The sequence below is a fragment of the Devosia sp. Root635 genome (assembly GCF_001427605.1).
GTDB lineage: Bacteria > Pseudomonadota > Alphaproteobacteria > Rhizobiales > Devosiaceae > Devosia.
The window spans coordinates 47,864-63,223 of record NZ_LMGZ01000010.1 but is presented as its reverse complement, the minus strand read 5'-3'; the positions used below and the strand labels follow the sequence as shown (position 1 = coordinate 63,223).

Here is a 15,360-nt window from a genome sequence, read left to right as displayed (position 1 = left end):
CTGCCCGAGGACGGTCGATGTCTGCCCGGGAGCGCGGGTGCGACCGCCTCCCGGGACATCTTAATCAGATTTCGTCGATACAAGCCCGAGGGTGACGCACGGCGGGTAGCGCTTGCTCCACAGTGCAATTCTACACGGCGGAGATAATGGTCGCGAAGTCCTTTGCCAAGAGGCTGGCGCCGCCGACGAGGCCGCCATTGACGTCATCGATGGCCAGGATTTCGCGGGCATTCTGCGGCTTGAGCGAGCCGCCATAGAGAATGTGGATGGACTGGCCCTTGTCGCCGAAGCGGGTGACGAGCTGACGGCGGATGGAATTGTGCATCTGGGCGATGTCGTCATTGGAGGGGGTGCGGCCGGTGCCGATGGCCCAGACCGGCTCATAGGCGACGATGACGTCATGCTGGCCAGCGGCATCGGGGATGGAGCCGGCAAGCTGGGCGGCGACAACGGATTCGGCATTGCCGCCATCGCGTTCGGCCTCGGTCTCGCCGACGCAGATGATCGGCTTGAGGCCGGCGCCGATGGCGGCCTCCGCCTTGGCACGCACCAGGTCATCGGTTTCGCCATGGGTGGCGCGGCGTTCGGAATGGCCGACAATGACATACTGGGCGCCGGCATCGGCCAGCATGCCGGCTGCAATATCGCCGGTATGGGCGCCCGAGGCGGCGGGGTGGCAATCCTGCCCGCCGGCAAGGATGCCCGAGGTCGCGCCCTGGCGCGCCACCGCTGCCAGGATGGTTGACGGCGGGCAGATGACCACCAGCGCGCGGGGCGCCTCGCCCGCAGTCATCATCTCCGCCAGGGCCGTCAGCTCGTCCAGCGACGCCCGCAGGCCGTTCATTTTCCAGTTCCCGGCGATCAGCGGCGTTATTGTCGTTGTCACTCTTTGCTCCTGCTGCCTCTTGCACCGGGGCAAGGTTTGCCCTAACCCCGGCTGTCAAAATGAATTACTAGTGCCCTCCCGCTGCTGCGGTAAAGCCTGGTGTTGCCCAACTGGAACGTCTCAGATGCTCGATAGTTTGCGTGTTTTTGCAAAATCCTGGCCCGGCAAGGTCATGGGCGGTCTTCTGCTGGTCGGCCTGGCCGGCTTCGGCATCAACAATGTCATCGCCGACCTGGGCAGCAATACGGTGGCCAAGGTGGGCAATGAGGATATTACGTCGCGCCAGTTCCTGCGGGCCTATCAGACCCAGTTGAACCAGGTGGCCCAGCAGATCGGCTCGGTGCCGACCGCCCAGGATGCCATGAGCCTGGGCATTCCCTCGATGGTGCTGCAGAACCTGGCCCAGGACGCGGCGCTCGACCAGATGGCGGAAGGATTCGGGCTCGGCGTATCGCAGAGCAAGCTGAGCCAGATGCTGCGCGAGGATCCTTCGTTCCAGAACGCTCTGGGCGCCTTCAATCCGGCCAGCTTTTCGCAGGTGCTGCAGATGAGCGGCCTGACCGAGGCCGAATATTTCGAGGACCAGAGCGACGCGGCCCGCCGCCAGCAGCTCATCCTGAGCCTGTTCGGCGACACCCAACTGCCGGAAACCGCCTCGAACCTGGTCAACCGCTACGCCGCCGACCAGCGCACCATCGAATATTTCGCGCTGATCGAAACCAATGTCGAACCCCCCGCTGCGCCGACCGAGGAAGAACTTGCCGCCTACCTGAGCGAACACCAGGCAGAGTTCCGCACGGTCGAAACGCGCAATGTGCAGATGCTGCGCCTGTCGACGGCGGACCTGGCGGCCACCAAGACCATTTCGGATGACGCGATCGCCGCCGAATACGAGCGCACCAAGGCAACGCTGAGCAAGGCGGAGCGCCGCACAATTCAGCAGGTCGTGCTGAATGCCGACCAGGTCACCGCTTTCGAGGCGGGCAAGGCTGCCGGAACGCCGTTCGAGACGCTGGTGAGCGACGCCGGCCTGACCCCGACCGAGCTGGGCACGCTGGCGCAGGCCGATATCAATGATGCGGGTCTCGCCACATCGGCCTTCGGGCTGGCGGAGGGCGGCTTCGCGGTGATCGACGGCGTTGCCGGCAAGCGCGCCGTGCATGTTTCGGCCATCGAGGCCGGCGGCGTGCCGGAACTCGACGCGGTTCGCGACCAGGTCGCCAGCAACCTGGCGCTGGCCGAGGCCCGCAATGAAATTGCCGACGTGCAGGACCAGGTCGAGGAACTGCGCGCCGCCTTCCGTCCACTGACCGAAATCGCCGAGCGCTTCGGGCTCGATCTCTACGAGGCCGATGTGACCTCGGGTGGCACGGAACTGAGCGTGATTTCCGACCTCGCCGCCGAGGACGTGCCGCGCGTCAGCCAGGCCATCTTCAAGGCCGAACAGGGCGCCCTGACCGCCGGCATCCCGCTGGCCGGCAACGGCACGCTGTGGTTCGACCTCAACGCAGTCGAGCCGGCGCGCGACCAGACGCTGGACGAGGTGCGCGACCAGTTGACCGAGACCATGACCACCGAACGGGTCAACAACGCCCTCTTGGCAGCGCAGCAAGAAGCGGTGACGCGCCTCGACAATGGCGAGGCCCTGGCCGACGTAGCCGCGTCCTATAACGTGTTCCCGCAGATCAGCGCGCCCTTCACCCGCTTCGGCTCGGAGGACGGCAGCATCGATGCGGCGGTCGCCTCGGCTGCCTTTGCGGGCGATGCCAACCATCACGGCTCGGCCGTAAGCCAGGCTGGCGATTTCATCGTCTTCCAGGTGACCGACTTGACCGCCGCCGAAGGGCCACTGCAGGAAGCCGCCAATGCCAGCCTCGAAAACGAGGCGCGCATCGGCATCTATGGCGACTTCGTCACCGCCATCCGCGACGATGCGCGCATGACGATCAACCAACAGGCGCTGCAGCAGGTGCTGGAACTCAATACCGGCCTGTAACCGACAGGCCGGCCTCACCCCAACTGGACACGACAACGATGGGCGACGACTTCTATCAGCGCTTCTCCGAGCAATATGATGCTGGAAAGTCGCAGATCGTCTGGCGTCGCATCGTGGCGGATCTGGAAACCCCGGTCGGTACCTATCTCAAGCTGGCGCAGGGCCGGAAGAACACCTTCCTGCTCGAATCGGTGCAGGACGGGACGACGCGGGGCCGCTATTCCATCATCGGCAGCCAGCCCGACGTGATGCTCAAGGTCGAAGCCGGCACGGCCTCGATCAACCGATCCGCGCAGATCGACGAGACGGCTTTCGAGCCCCTGCCCGACCTGCCGCTCGATGCGCTGCGCAATCTCGTGGCCGACAGCAAGATCGAGGTGCCGGAGGGACTGCCGCCGCAATCGGCGGGTATCTACGGGTTCCTGGGCTATGAAATGGTCCGCTATATGGAAAAGCTGCCCGACAGCAATCCGGACCATTTGCAGACGCCTGAAGCCATGCTGATGCGGCCTTCGCTGCTGGCAATTTTCGATACGCTGAAGGACGAGCTCTATTTCACCGCGCCAGTCTATGTGCGATCAGGTGTATCGGCCAAGCAGGCCTATGAGGCCGCGGAAACCCGGATTGACGACGCCATTGCGCGACTGACCCAGGCCATGCCGGCTTCGCCTGCTTTGCCCGATCTCGAATCCATCGCCGTCACCAGCAACACGTCGAAAGACGAATATTTCGGCATGGTGGCGAAGGCCAAGGACTACATAACCGCCGGGGATATTTTCCAGGTGGTGCTGAGCCAGCGCTTCGAGGCCGAATTCACCCTGCGCCCGACCGCGCTCTATCGGGCTTTGCGGCGAACCAATCCCAGCCCCTATATGTATTTCCTCGATTTCGGCGACTTTTCGGTGGCCGGATCGAGCCCGGAAATCCTGGTACGGGTGCAGGATGGCGAAGTGACCATCCGGCCGATCGCCGGCACGCGCAAACGCGGCGCCACGCCGACGCGGGACCAGGAACTGGCGGCCGAACTGCTTGCCGATCCGAAGGAACTGGCCGAGCACCTGATGCTGCTCGATCTGGGCCGCAACGATGTGGGCCGGGTGGCGAAGACCGGGACGGTCAAGGTCACCGACAAGTTCTTCCTCGAATATTATTCCCATGTCATGCACATTGTTTCCAACGTGGTGGGCGTGCTCGATCCGAAATATGACTTCGTCGATGCGCTGTCGGCTGGGTTCCCTGCAGGCACGGTTTCCGGGGCGCCGAAGGTGCGGGCGATGGAGATCATCGACGAGCTGGAAAAGTCGAAACGCGGCATCTATGGCGGCTGCGTGGGTTATTTCGGCGCCGATGGCACGATGGATACCTGCATCGTGCTGCGCACGGCCATCCTCAAGGATGGCAAGCTCTATGTGCAGTCGGGCGCCGGGATCGTGGCCGACAGCAAGCCGGAGCTGGAGCAGCTCGAATGCGAAAACAAGGCCCGTGCCCTTTTCAGCGCCGCCGAGGAAGCGCTACGCTATGCCGGCGAGGCGAGGATCGGGCAATGAACGCAGGTATGTCCGCATATGCGATCGGACTCCTCCCCCTCGACGGGGGAGGTTGGGAGGGGGTGTGCCACACGCTCCCAATTCGGGAAGCCCCCCACCCCATCCCTCCCCGCGAGGGGGAGGGAGCCTGTCCGGTGATCGCAGCGGTACAGTTGTCTCGATGGCAAAGCTGGTTCTGATCGCCGCCAGAACCAGTTTGAGGACCGAACCCGAATGACCCGCACTCTCGTCATCGATAATTACGACAGCTTTACCTACAATCTCGTCCACTTCCTGGGCGAGCTGGGCGCCGATATCACGGTGCATCGCAACGACAAGATCACGCTCGACCAGATCGCCACCATGGCGCCCGAGGCCATCGTGCTGTCGCCCGGCCCCTGCACGCCCAACGAGGCGGGCATCTGCCTGGCGCTGATCGAGCGCTTCAAGGCGGACATGCCGATTCTGGGCGTGTGCCTGGGCCACCAGGCCATCGGCCAGGCCATGGGCGGCGATGTGATCCGCGCGCCCCATCTCGTGCATGGCAAGACCAGCAAGATCCACCACAATGGCAAGGGCCTGTTCCGTGGCCTCAACAACGATTTCGAGGCGACGCGCTATCATAGCCTGATCGTCAAGCAGGACACTTTGCCCGATATGCTGGAAGTAACCGCGACGACCGATGACGGGCTGATCATGGGCATGCAGCACAAGAGCCTGCCGGTGCATGGGGTGCAGTTCCACCCCGAAAGCATTGCCAGCGAGAATGGCCATGCCTTGCTGCAGAACTTTTTGAACCTGGCCCGCGACTTCAACCAGAAGCGAGCCGCATGATGGATATCAAGGCAGCCCTCCACAAGATTGCCGACCGCAAGGACCTGACCGGCGAAGAAATGCGCGGCGTCATGCGGACCATCATGGCCGGTGAGGCCACGCCGAGCCAGATCGGCGCCTTCCTGATGGGGATGCGCATCAAGGGCGAGACGGTGGGCGAGATCGCCGCCGCCGTCTCCATCCTGCGCGAGCAGATGATCCCGGTCGAGGCGCCGGAAAACGCCATCGACATTGTGGGCACAGGGGGCGACGGCGGCGGCACGCTCAACATTTCCACGGCCAGCGCCATCGTGGTCGCGGCCGCGGGCATTCCGGTGGCCAAGCATGGCAACCGGGCGCTGTCGTCCAAGTCCGGCTCGTCGCAGGCGCTGGAAGCTCTGGGCGTGAAACTGGACCTGACGCCAGCCGAGATTTCGCGCACCATAAACGAGGCAGGCATCGGCTTCATGTTCGCGCCGAGCCATCACCCGGCCATGCGCCATGTCGGGCCGTCGCGCGCCGAAATGGGCGTGCGCACCATGTTCAACCTGCTGGGACCACAATCGAACCCGGCCGGCGTGCGGCGCTATATGCTCGGCGTCTATGCGCAGGAATGGGTGGAGCCGGTGGCCGCCGCCCTGCTCGCCAACCGCGCCATCAAGGCCTGGGTGGTGCATGGCAGCGACGGGCTGGACGAAATCACCGTGACTGGCCCCAGCTTCGTTGCCCAGATCGCCAATGGCGACCTGCGCAGCTTCGAGGTCTCCCCCAAAGATGCCGGGCTGCGGACATATGATGCCAAGGATCTGCTCGGCGCCGACCCGGACTACAATGCGGCGGCCATCCATGCGCTGTTCGACGGCGCGCCGGGGGCCTATCGGGATGTGGTGCTGCTCAATGCCGGGGCAGCGCTCATTGTGGCCGACAAGGCGGCCGACCTGCGCGAAGGCGCAGAGGTCGCCGCCGGCATTATTGACAGCGGCAAGGCCAAGGAAACACTCGCCCGCCTGGTGGCGGTATCGCACGGACGAGACCGATGAGCGACATTCTCCAGCAGATCGAAGCCTATAAGCGCGAGGAAATCGCGGCCGCCAAAGCAATGCGACCCTGGGCCGAGGTGGTGGCGGAGGCGCATGACCAGCCGCCGACGCGCGGCTTTCTCAAGGCTATCAAGGCCAAGCGGGCGGCAGGACGCTACGCGCTGATTGCCGAGGTGAAGAAGGCCAGCCCATCCAAGGGCCTGATTCGCGCCGATTTCAACCCGGCCGAGATTGCCCGGAGCTATGAAATGGCCGGCGCGGCCTGCCTTTCGGTGCTGACCGACCGGCCGAGCTTCCAGGGCTCGCCGAGCTATCTGATCGAGGCGCGGGCGGCGACCAATCTGCCGGTTCTGCGCAAGGACTTTCTGTTCGAGACCTACCAGGTGGCCGAGGCGCGTGCCTGGGGCGCCGACTGCATTCTCATCATCCTTGCCGCTGTGGGTGACGACGTGGCGCGCTACCTGCTCGACGCCGCCGAAGAGTGGAAGATGGATGCGCTGGTGGAAGTGCATGACCAGCTTGAGCTGGACCGGGCATTGGCGCTGGGCGCCGAATTCATCGGCATCAACAACCGCAACCTGCGCACCTTCGAGACGACGCTCGACACTTCGATCAACCTCGCTGCGGGCGTGCCCAAGGGGACGTTGCTGGTGAGCGAAAGCGGCATCGTCAATCACGAGCATATCCTCAAGCTCGACCATGAGGCCGGCATCGGCACCTTCCTCGTCGGCGAAAGCCTGATGCGGCAGGAGGACGTGGCTGCGGCCACCCGTGCCCTGCTGATGGGCGCGCCGCAGGCCGTGCGCTGATGGGCCAGGGGCTCACCCATCTCAACGACAAGGGCGAGGCCCATATCGTCGATATCGGCGACAAGGCGGTGACGCGCCGCCGCGCCGTGGCGCAGGCGCGGGTGCTGGCCCGGCCCGAGACCATCGCGGCCATCATGGGCGGCGGACTGAAGAAGGGCGACGCGCTGGCCGTGGCTCGGATTGCCGGCATCATGGCGGCCAAGAAGACAAGTGAGCTCATTCCGCTGTGCCACCCGATCGCGCTGACCAAGGTCAGCGTCGACATCGCGGCAGACGGCACTGAGGCTGTCCTCATCCATGCCACGGCCGAAACCACCGGGCAGACCGGAGTGGAGATGGAAGCTCTGGTGGCAGCTTCGACGGCGGCGCTGACGCTCTACGACATGGCCAAGGCCATCGACCGCGCCATGGTCATCACCGACCTGTGCCTGCTGGAAAAATCCGGTGGCAAATCGGGCGATTTTATCCGGTGAGCCTGCTCCCGGTCGACGACGCCATTGCCGCCATCCTCAAGCGCGTGCCCGAGCCGGTGGCCGAAAGCGTGGCACTGGCCGAGGCGGCCGGCCGTGTGCTGCTGGCGCCGGTGATCGCCACGCATGACCAGCCGCCATTTGATGCCAGCGCCATGGACGGCTATGCCATGCGCGCCGCCGATGTGGTGGCGGGGCACCGGCTCAGGATCGTCGGTACCGCGCAGGCCGGCACCGGCTTTGCCGGGCCGGTGGGAGCGGGCGAAGCGGTGCGGATCTTCACCGGAGCGCCGGTGCCCGCCGGAGCCGACACCGTCATCATGCAGGAACAGGCCGTGACGGATGGGGATTTCGTATCCTTCACCGCCCCTGCCCGGCTGGGCCATAGCATCAGGCCGCTGGGCAATGACTTTTCGCGCGGGCAGGTGCTGGTCGAGGCCGGGACGCTGATCGCACCGATGCAACTGGCAGTGGCGGCGGCCGCCAATACCGCGACGCTTGCCGTGGCCAGGCGCCCGCGCATCGCGCTGCTGGCGACCGGGGATGAACTGGTATTGCCGGGCACGGTGCTGGGGCCGGACCAGATCGTGGCGTCCAACAGTTTCGGGCTGCGGCCACTCCTGGCGCCCTATGCTGCCGATGTGACCGACCACGGGATTGCACCAGACAACCGGCCTGCGCTGCGGGGCAGGCTGGAATCGATGTTTGCCGGGGAGCCGGATGTGGTGGTCACCACCGGCGGGGCCAGCGTGGGCGACCACGATATCGTGCAGGACATCCTGCTCGAGCTGGGCGTGACGCTGGATTTCTGGCGCATCAACATGCGGCCGGGCAAGCCGCTGATGTTCGGCACCCGCGGCAAAACGCTGATTTTCGGCCTGCCGGGCAATCCGGTTTCGGCCATGGTGACGGCACTGGTTTTCATCCGCCCGGCCCTGCGGCACTGGCTGGGCTATCGACAGAAGGCGAGCTGGCGCCTGCCTTTGGCGGAGGCCACGCCGCCCAATACGGCGCGCCGCCACTTCATGCGGGCCCGCCTGCTGCATGGGGCGGACGGGCTGGCGCTGCTGCCCATTGCCCAGACCGACAGCGGGCACACCTCGTCCCTGGCTCGTGCCGACATGCTGATCGTCCAGCCGGAAAACGATCCGGGCCAGCAGGCCGGCACGATTGTCGAAGCGTTGCCCATCGACGCATTCTGACAGTCGAATCCAGACCAAGACTGCATGGCGCAGAGAGATATTGCAGAACATAACTGGAACACGTATAGTCGTTCTGTCTATGTTCCGATTCTCTCCCCGAGGGGCCCATGCTCACGCGCAAACAACACGAGCTGCTGATGTTCATCCACGAACGGATGAAGGAAAGCGGCATCCCGCCATCGTTCGATGAGATGAAGGATGCGCTCGATCTGGCGTCCAAATCGGGCATTCACCGGCTGATCACGGCGCTGGAGGAACGCGGCTTCATCCGCCGCCTGCCCAACCGGGCGCGGGCGCTCGAAGTGGTCAAGCTGCCCGATTCGATGAACCCTTCGCTCGGCGGCCGCAAGGTGCGCTTCGAGCCGTCGGTGATCGAGGGCAATCTGGGCAAGGTGGCCACGCCACCCTCACGCATTTCGGCAACCGAGGACTATGTGCGACCCGTCGCCATCCCGGTCATGGGCCGCATCGCCGCCGGCACGCCGATCGAGGCGATCCAGACCCACTCCCATACCATCATGGTGCCGCCCGAAATGCTGGGCGCCGGCGAGCATTATGCGCTCGAAGTGCGCGGCGACTCGATGATCGATGCCGGCATCTTCGATGGCGACACCGTGCTCATCAAGAAGCAGGAAGCCGCCAGCACCGGGGAAATCATCGTCGCTCTCGTGGATGATGAAGAAGCCACCCTCAAGCGCCTGCGTCGCAAGGGAAATACCGTGGCGCTCGAAGCGGCCAATCCGGCTTATGAGACCCGCATCTTCCCGCCCGACCGGGTGAAGGTGCAGGGCCGACTTGTCGGCCTGCTGCGGAAATACTAATGCGGCCCGCCCTGGTTCTGGCATTGGGACTGGTTTCTTTCCTGTGCAGCCCGACGGTTGCCCAGGAAGCGAGCGTGAAGGAGACAAGGTGCTGGGTCGGGGATGTCACCTTCTCGGCCGGCGCGGGCATCAATGCCGGCAATTCGACCGCGGTCTGCGAGGCCGGACGGGGCTGGAAGGAAGCCGAGGCCGGAGCGCCGGTCATCGGCTGCCTGCTGGAGGGCGAATTGTCCTCGGTCGGCGCTGTGGTCGGCATCCGCAACAATGACAGCCTGATGCTGCAATGCGATGCCGGCGGCCGCTGGACGACATTGGCGGCAAATAGCGAGGGCTGATCGGCGGGCGGACGCTTTCGCCGGCCGACGATATTATCGGCATGATTGGGTGGCGGGTTTGCCGGCCCGGTGTTCGCGTCCGGCTCCTGCGACCGCGTGGTGGCGGGCACCGGCGCGCGGGAGGCGGGGCCAATCCCGGCAGGTTGTTGTTGCTCTTGCCCGTACTTGCGGGTACGGTTGAAACGGCAAAATGGAAGTATCGGCAAACTCTTACGGGCACACATCTTGCGGAATGACGGTTTCCGTGCCACATAGAGGCCATACGTTTTCAGCCTAAGTCGGCTGCCTGACGCCGGTGCGCCGGTCCGTGGCTTCCTTCTCGATCATGCGAACGTTATGTCCCCTTGGCATGTTGCCATTGGATAACCGCTCGGTACGAGCAAAAGGAAACTATCATGGCCCTCATCACCGGCACCGTGAAATTCTTCAACACCACCAAGGGCTTCGGCTTCATTTCGCCTGAAAATGGCGGCAAGGATGCCTTCGTCCACATCTCCGCCGTTCAGCGTTCGGGCCTGCAGGGCCTCTACGAGAACGACAAGGTGACCTATGAGCTCGAGACCGGCCGTGACGGCAAGGAATCGGCGACCAACCTGACCCTGCTCTAGGCTCAGCGACATCGGCGAGCGCGCTTCGGCGCCGCTGGCACAAGGGCCACCGCGGTAAACGCGGTGGCCTTTTTTTTGCGCGGTCTGGCGGGATTTCGTCCGCCATGGTCATGTCCACCGGCGCTGTCGGGGCCGCCAGGACCAATCGACAACGTCTGAGGCTGAGCCGAAAATGGCGGTTTTCGAGAACCGGACTGGCGCGCACGTAGGGGCCGGTGAGGAGTGGAGGCGCGGAAAGGCCGGCATTTGCAGGCCGGCGACTGGTCCTAGTCGAGATACCGGCCCGTACCGGCGCCGTCCTTGTGCCGCAGCCTGGCCGCTGCGACGACAGCCGGGGGAAGCAGCCGCGCATTGATGCCCCGCGTTTGCCGCCCCGCCGATCGCGGTGCCCAGTGGGTGACGCAGCCGCAATCGCGGCAGCGATGAAAATCCACATGCCTGCCGTTCCACGCATAGACATGGTCGGCGCCGGCTTCGGGCAGGCCCGTGAGTTCGGCTATATCGTAGTAGACCCAGAGCACGCCATAGCGGCGGCAGAGACTGCAATTGCACTCGACCACCACGGTCGGGACGCTCGCCAGACCTATTTTCACCCTGCCGCAGTGGCAGGACGCGACGAGGGGCGCGCTGTCGTCGGCTTCAGTTGCTGGCGTCGTCATGTCCTGGCCCCGCGAGTCACCGGGACAACCCTACCCTATCGCTGCGCAACACTGAAAGGCGCGCGACCCGGCCGCCCGGCAGCCGGATCAAACACGTCCCCGGAATGTTGTGGCAAACAGAGGTTCCCGCTTGCGCGGGAACGACCCGGTGAAACAGCACGATTGCGCCAGAGGACCTGAATATCGCCCAGTATTCTAGTGCATCGCGCCGGCCTGGCGCGGCAGCCAGAGCACGAGGTCGGGTATGTAGGTGATCATGAACAGGACCACCATCAGCAGCAGCAGATGCGGCCAGAGTTCCTTGATTATGGCGCTGATGCTGATGCCGTTCACCGCCTTGATGACGAATAACAGCATGCCCATTGGCGGGGTGATGAGGCCGATCATCATGTTGAGCACCAGGACGACGCCCAGATGGACGAGATCGACGCCGAGGGCCAGCGCCGTCGGAATGAACAGCGGCACGATGACCAGCTGGATGGTCGACACGTCGAGAAAGCAGCCCAGGATGAGGAACAGGATGTTCAGCAGCAGCAGGAACAGCCAGGCCTCCATCTGGTAGTAGGCGAAGACCTCGTAGACCATCTGCGGGATGCGCTCGATGGCGATCACATAGTTGAACACGAAAGCACCGCAGAGCACGATGCTGACCACGGCGGTCGTCTTGACCGTGGAATAAACCACCGCGGCGAAGCTCTTGAAGCCAAGGCTGCGATAGGCGAACAGCGCCAGCAGGAGTGCATAGAAGGCCGAGACGGCGGCCGCCTCGGTGGGCGTGAAGGCGCCGGAATAGATGCCGCCCAGCAGGATGGCCGGCATCAGCAGGGCCGGGAAAGCGCGCAGGAAGATCAGTGGAAACTGCCGGAACGGAATGGCGTCCTCGACCGGGAAGCCGCGCCGCCGGGCTGTGAAATAGGCGGCGATCATCTGGAAACCGACGATCAGCAGAGCCGGCACCACGCCGCCCAGGAAAAGCGCGCCGATGGAGGCCGAGGACACCAGAGCGTAGTAGACCATCGGAATGGAGGGCGGGAAAATCGGCCCGACAACGGCAGTGGCGGCGGTCAACGCGCCGGCATAGCCGGGAGGATAGCGATTTTCCCGCGTCATCATGTCGTTGACCACCTTGCCGATACCCGCCGCATCGGAAATGGCGGAGCCGCTCATGCCCGAAAAGATCAGGCTGGTGAGAATGTTGACCTGCGCCATGCCGCCGGGCATGCGCCCGACCAGCGCCAGGCAGAAGGTCAGCAGGCGGTCGGAAATCTTGCCGGCATCCATGATGTTGGCGGCAAAGATGAAGAGCGGCACCGCCAGCGCGGCGAAATTGCCGAAAATGCCGTTGAGCACCATTTCGGCGCCCAGGCCCACGTCGCGGCCCGAGATGAGAAGGTAGAGAACGCTCGAGGCAATCATGGCAATGCCCATGGGCAAGCCGGCGACTGTCGTCGCGACCAGCACCACGAGCATGATGGGAAGGGCATATTCGACCAGCATGGAAACCTCTTTTGGCGTTAAAGCGCGTCGCGATCTTTCAGATGCGCTCTAAGCGCTTTGGCGCGTTTTTTACGCATGTCTTCGTCCCCAAACCGGGGCCACTTTCGGGAGACATGCCTAGATCTGCCTGCCCCAATCGGGGGTGAACAATCGCCAGAGCCGCACAGCGGCCTGAATGGTGAAATTGACCACGAACAGCAGGTAGCAGCCGTAAATCCAGGTCATCGGGATGCGCAGCACGGGGCTCCGCTTGCGCAGCAGGAATTCGAGATAGTCCCAGGTCGCCGGAACCAGCAGCACGAAGGCGATGATCAACACGATCATGGAAACGATCGCCATGACACGCTTGATCCGCGGCGAGACGACCTCGTAGACCACGTCGAAAGTGACATGCTCGCGGATATTGACCATGCAGGCCGCCGCCCAGAACACCGTCCAGACGAAGGCGATCATGGTGACCTCCTCGGTCCACAGGATCGGGCGGTTCACCACGTAGCGGAAAAAGACCTGCACGATGAAGCCGAGGAAGGCGACCGTGAACAGAAGGACGCCGATGAGATCGGCGCCCCCCTTGAGGTAGCGCAGCCAGGGCGGAAGCCTGGTGGTCGCGGGATCGTCGAACATGAACCTACTTGGCCAAAGCGTTGATCTGCTCGATCCAGCCTTCCGGCCAGGACGCAGCGCGATCAGAATTGAGGTAGTAATCCTGCACGTGGGTCCGGAAGGCGTCCACGTCCGGCGTGGTGATCGTCAGGCCCTGTTCCTCGAAGAACGAGACCAGACGCTGTTCGTCGGCCACGCGCTTTTCGTTGTTCCAGTCGCAGGAGGCCACGGCGGCCTCGGTCATCGCGGCCTTTTCGGCATCGCTGAGCTGTTCCCAGGTCTGGTTATTGACGGCCACGTTGATGCCGTCGACCAGGTGGCTGGTCAATACGATCTGCTCGGTGACTTCATAGAACTTGGCCGCTTCGACGGACGGCAGCGGATTGTCCTGGCCATCGATCGTGCCGGCCTGCAGGCCAAGATAGACTTCCCCGAACGGCAGCGGCGTCGGATTGGCGCCGAGCGCCTGACCCAGGAACAGCCACGCATCCGAGGACGGCATGCGCAGCTTCACACCGGCCAGGTCGTCCGGAGTCTGCACGTCGCGGGCGGTACGCAGGTTGATCTGGCGGGTGCCGAGATAGCAGGTATCGAGCAGCTGGATGCCCATCTCGTCGGACACGCGCTGCTTGAACTCGGCACCGATATCGCTGCCGAAGAAGGCGCGGTAATGCTCCGGGCTCTGGAACAGGTAGCCGGCGGTCAGCAGGCCATATTCGGGAATAGCGTCGGCGATGAGCTGGAACGACACATAGGTCATTTCGGCATTGCCGCGCTGCAGCGCATCGAGATCGGCGCCCTGGGCGAAGAGCGAGCCCGAATCGTAGAGCTGGATGTCGAAGCGGCCGGGAACCAGCTCTTCGAGCTTATCGGCGAATACCTTCATGGCCTGGGTATGCAGGTCCGTCGGGACGCTCGGCACGGTATATTTGAGTTCCAGCTTGTCCTGCGCGGCAGCAGCAAGTGTCAAAGCGAGCGTGGAAACGGCCGCCAATGCGATGGTCTTGATAAGCATCATGATCCCTCCTCCAGGGAAATAACGAGCGCGCAACGGAGCCTCCCCAGGCGTCCTCCAAGCGCAACGCGGCGCACCTTGCATTAACTTCCAGCTCATGTAAACAGTGATTTGATATTTGATTGCATAACTGATTGTATCAGTATGCAGATGAGGAGGAAGACTTGTCCAAAGCCCCGCTGAAAGGCGTCATTACCGCATCGATCACTCCCTTCGCCGACGATCTGTCGGTTGATGTCGGCCGGCTGGCGGCGCATACCACGCGCCTCCTGGACAATGGTTGCGCCTATGTCTCGACTTTCGGCACGACCGGCGAAGGCGCCTCCCTGTCGACGGCCGAAAAGCTGGCTTCACTCAGGGCGCTGCGCGCTGCCGGTGCCGATATGAGCCGCCAGATTCCGGCCGTCATGACCCCGACGCTCGACGACGCCGCCCGCACTCTGGTCGGCATTGCGGAGCTGGGCTGCCGCGCCGCTTTGGTCCTGCCACCCTTCTACTACGGCACCAGCGAAGCCGGAATCGCCGGCTGGTTCGATGCGCTGATCGAACGGACGCGCGCGGCGACCGATATCGACCTGCTGCTCTACAATATCCCGCAACTGAGCCGCATCCGCTTCACCCGCACATTGGTCGAGGCGCTGGTCGGCAAGCATGGCGCACGCATTGCCGGCATCAAGGATTCGACCGGGGACGTCGACAACGGCGTCATGCTGTCATCCACGTTCAAGACCCTCGCCATCTTCACCGGCGACGACCGCGTGCTGCCGACGCTACTGGCCAATGGCGGCGCCGGCATGATCGGCGGCATGCCCAACGTCTTTGCCCGCGACCTGCGTGCGCTTTACGACACGCCCGACAATGCCGATCTGCTGGCCAAGCAGACCCAGCGCATCCTGGCCGTCGATGCCGGTGGTTCGCTGGTGGCGCTCAAGGCGGCGCTGGCGCAAATTCTCGGCGACGAAAATTATGCCCGCCCCTTGCCGCCATTGACGCCACTGGTGGGGGAAGGCCGCACCAAACTCATGGCTTCTTTCGCCCAAAGCGGGTTTGATGTGGCGGCATGACCGCGGCGCAACGACG

16 protein-coding genes are annotated in these 15,360 nt (G+C 64.0%); 11 read left to right on the top strand and 5 right to left on the bottom strand.

The genetic code is table 11. From position 1 onward, the window contains the following. Positions 1-130: 130 nt before the first annotated feature. Positions 131-886 (bottom strand): triose-phosphate isomerase, encoded by a 756-nt coding sequence (gene tpiA, locus ASD80_RS06320; protein ID WP_082555103.1) that lies wholly within the window; start codon positions 884-886, stop codon positions 131-133. A 124-nt stretch (positions 887-1,010) separates the two neighbouring features. On the opposite strand from tpiA, the gene ASD80_RS06315 reads away from it, so the two are divergent. From ASD80_RS06315 to ASD80_RS06270, 10 genes are all read left to right on the top strand, one after another. Continuing rightward, positions 1,011-2,882 (top strand): peptidylprolyl isomerase, encoded by a 1,872-nt coding sequence (locus tag ASD80_RS06315; RefSeq protein ID WP_082555102.1) that lies wholly within the window; start codon positions 1,011-1,013, stop codon positions 2,880-2,882. A 38-nt stretch (positions 2,883-2,920) separates the two neighbouring features. Next, positions 2,921-4,429 carry an anthranilate synthase component I gene (gene trpE / locus ASD80_RS06310; protein WP_056230480.1) on the top strand — a complete coding sequence of 503 codons (1,509 nt, stop codon included), beginning with the start codon at positions 2,921-2,923 and terminating at the stop codon, positions 4,427-4,429. A gap of 213 nt (positions 4,430-4,642) precedes the next feature. Further along, positions 4,643-5,242, top strand: a complete 600-nt coding sequence (locus ASD80_RS06305; protein ID WP_056230478.1) for an anthranilate synthase component II — start codon at positions 4,643-4,645, stop codon at positions 5,240-5,242. Next, a complete protein-coding gene (gene trpD, locus ASD80_RS06300; protein ID WP_056230476.1) occupies positions 5,239-6,261 on the top strand; it encodes an anthranilate phosphoribosyltransferase in 1,023 nt (340 codons plus the stop codon). Before ASD80_RS06305 ends, trpD begins: the two co-directional genes overlap by 4 nt. Next, a complete protein-coding gene (trpC, locus tag ASD80_RS06295; protein WP_056230473.1) occupies positions 6,258-7,070 on the top strand; it encodes an indole-3-glycerol phosphate synthase TrpC in 813 nt (270 codons plus the stop codon). The genes trpD and trpC overlap by 4 nt, the downstream gene beginning before the upstream one ends. After that, positions 7,070-7,543: a cyclic pyranopterin monophosphate synthase MoaC gene (gene moaC, locus ASD80_RS06290; protein WP_056230472.1), complete on the top strand. Its 474-nt coding sequence runs from the start codon at positions 7,070-7,072 to the stop codon at positions 7,541-7,543. The genes trpC and moaC overlap by 1 nt, the downstream gene beginning before the upstream one ends. Beyond that, a complete protein-coding gene (gene glp, locus ASD80_RS06285; protein WP_056230470.1) occupies positions 7,540-8,742 on the top strand; it encodes a gephyrin-like molybdotransferase Glp in 1,203 nt (400 codons plus the stop codon). Before moaC ends, glp begins: the two co-directional genes overlap by 4 nt. Before the next feature lie 107 nt (positions 8,743-8,849). Then, positions 8,850-9,563 carry a transcriptional repressor LexA gene (gene lexA, locus ASD80_RS06280; protein WP_056230468.1) on the top strand — a complete coding sequence of 238 codons (714 nt, stop codon included), beginning with the start codon at positions 8,850-8,852 and terminating at the stop codon, positions 9,561-9,563. A 74-nt stretch (positions 9,564-9,637) separates the two neighbouring features. After that, positions 9,638-9,898 carry a hypothetical protein gene (locus ASD80_RS06275; protein ID WP_156460358.1) on the top strand — a complete coding sequence of 87 codons (261 nt, stop codon included), beginning with the start codon at positions 9,638-9,640 and terminating at the stop codon, positions 9,896-9,898. Positions 9,899-10,293: 395 nt separating this feature from the next. After that, entirely contained in the window at positions 10,294-10,506 is a 213-nt protein-coding gene (locus tag ASD80_RS06270; RefSeq protein WP_056230464.1) for a cold-shock protein, read from the top strand. 266 nt (positions 10,507-10,772) lie between these two features. On the opposite strand, the gene ASD80_RS18710 is transcribed toward ASD80_RS06270, so the two are convergent. The 4 genes from ASD80_RS18710 to ASD80_RS06250 form a co-directional block, all read right to left on the bottom strand. After that, positions 10,773-11,165: a GFA family protein gene (locus ASD80_RS18710; protein ID WP_156460357.1), complete on the bottom strand. Its 393-nt coding sequence runs from the start codon at positions 11,163-11,165 to the stop codon at positions 10,773-10,775. A gap of 195 nt (positions 11,166-11,360) precedes the next feature. Continuing rightward, positions 11,361-12,662: a TRAP transporter large permease gene (locus tag ASD80_RS06260; RefSeq protein ID WP_056230460.1), complete on the bottom strand. Its 1,302-nt coding sequence runs from the start codon at positions 12,660-12,662 to the stop codon at positions 11,361-11,363. A 117-nt stretch (positions 12,663-12,779) separates the two neighbouring features. Further along, positions 12,780-13,286, bottom strand: coding sequence for a TRAP transporter small permease (locus tag ASD80_RS06255; protein ID WP_056230458.1), 507 nt, complete (start codon positions 13,284-13,286; stop codon positions 12,780-12,782). A 4-nt stretch (positions 13,287-13,290) separates the two neighbouring features. Beyond that, on the bottom strand, positions 13,291-14,283 hold the full coding sequence (locus ASD80_RS06250) for a sialic acid TRAP transporter substrate-binding protein SiaP (protein WP_056230456.1): 993 nt from the start codon (positions 14,281-14,283) through the stop codon (positions 13,291-13,293). Positions 14,284-14,444: 161 nt separating this feature from the next. Here ASD80_RS06250 and ASD80_RS06245 point away from each other — a divergent pair, with 161 nt between their 5' ends. Continuing rightward, positions 14,445-15,344: a dihydrodipicolinate synthase family protein gene (locus ASD80_RS06245; protein WP_056230490.1), complete on the top strand. Its 900-nt coding sequence runs from the start codon at positions 14,445-14,447 to the stop codon at positions 15,342-15,344. Positions 15,345-15,360 lie beyond the last annotated feature (16 nt).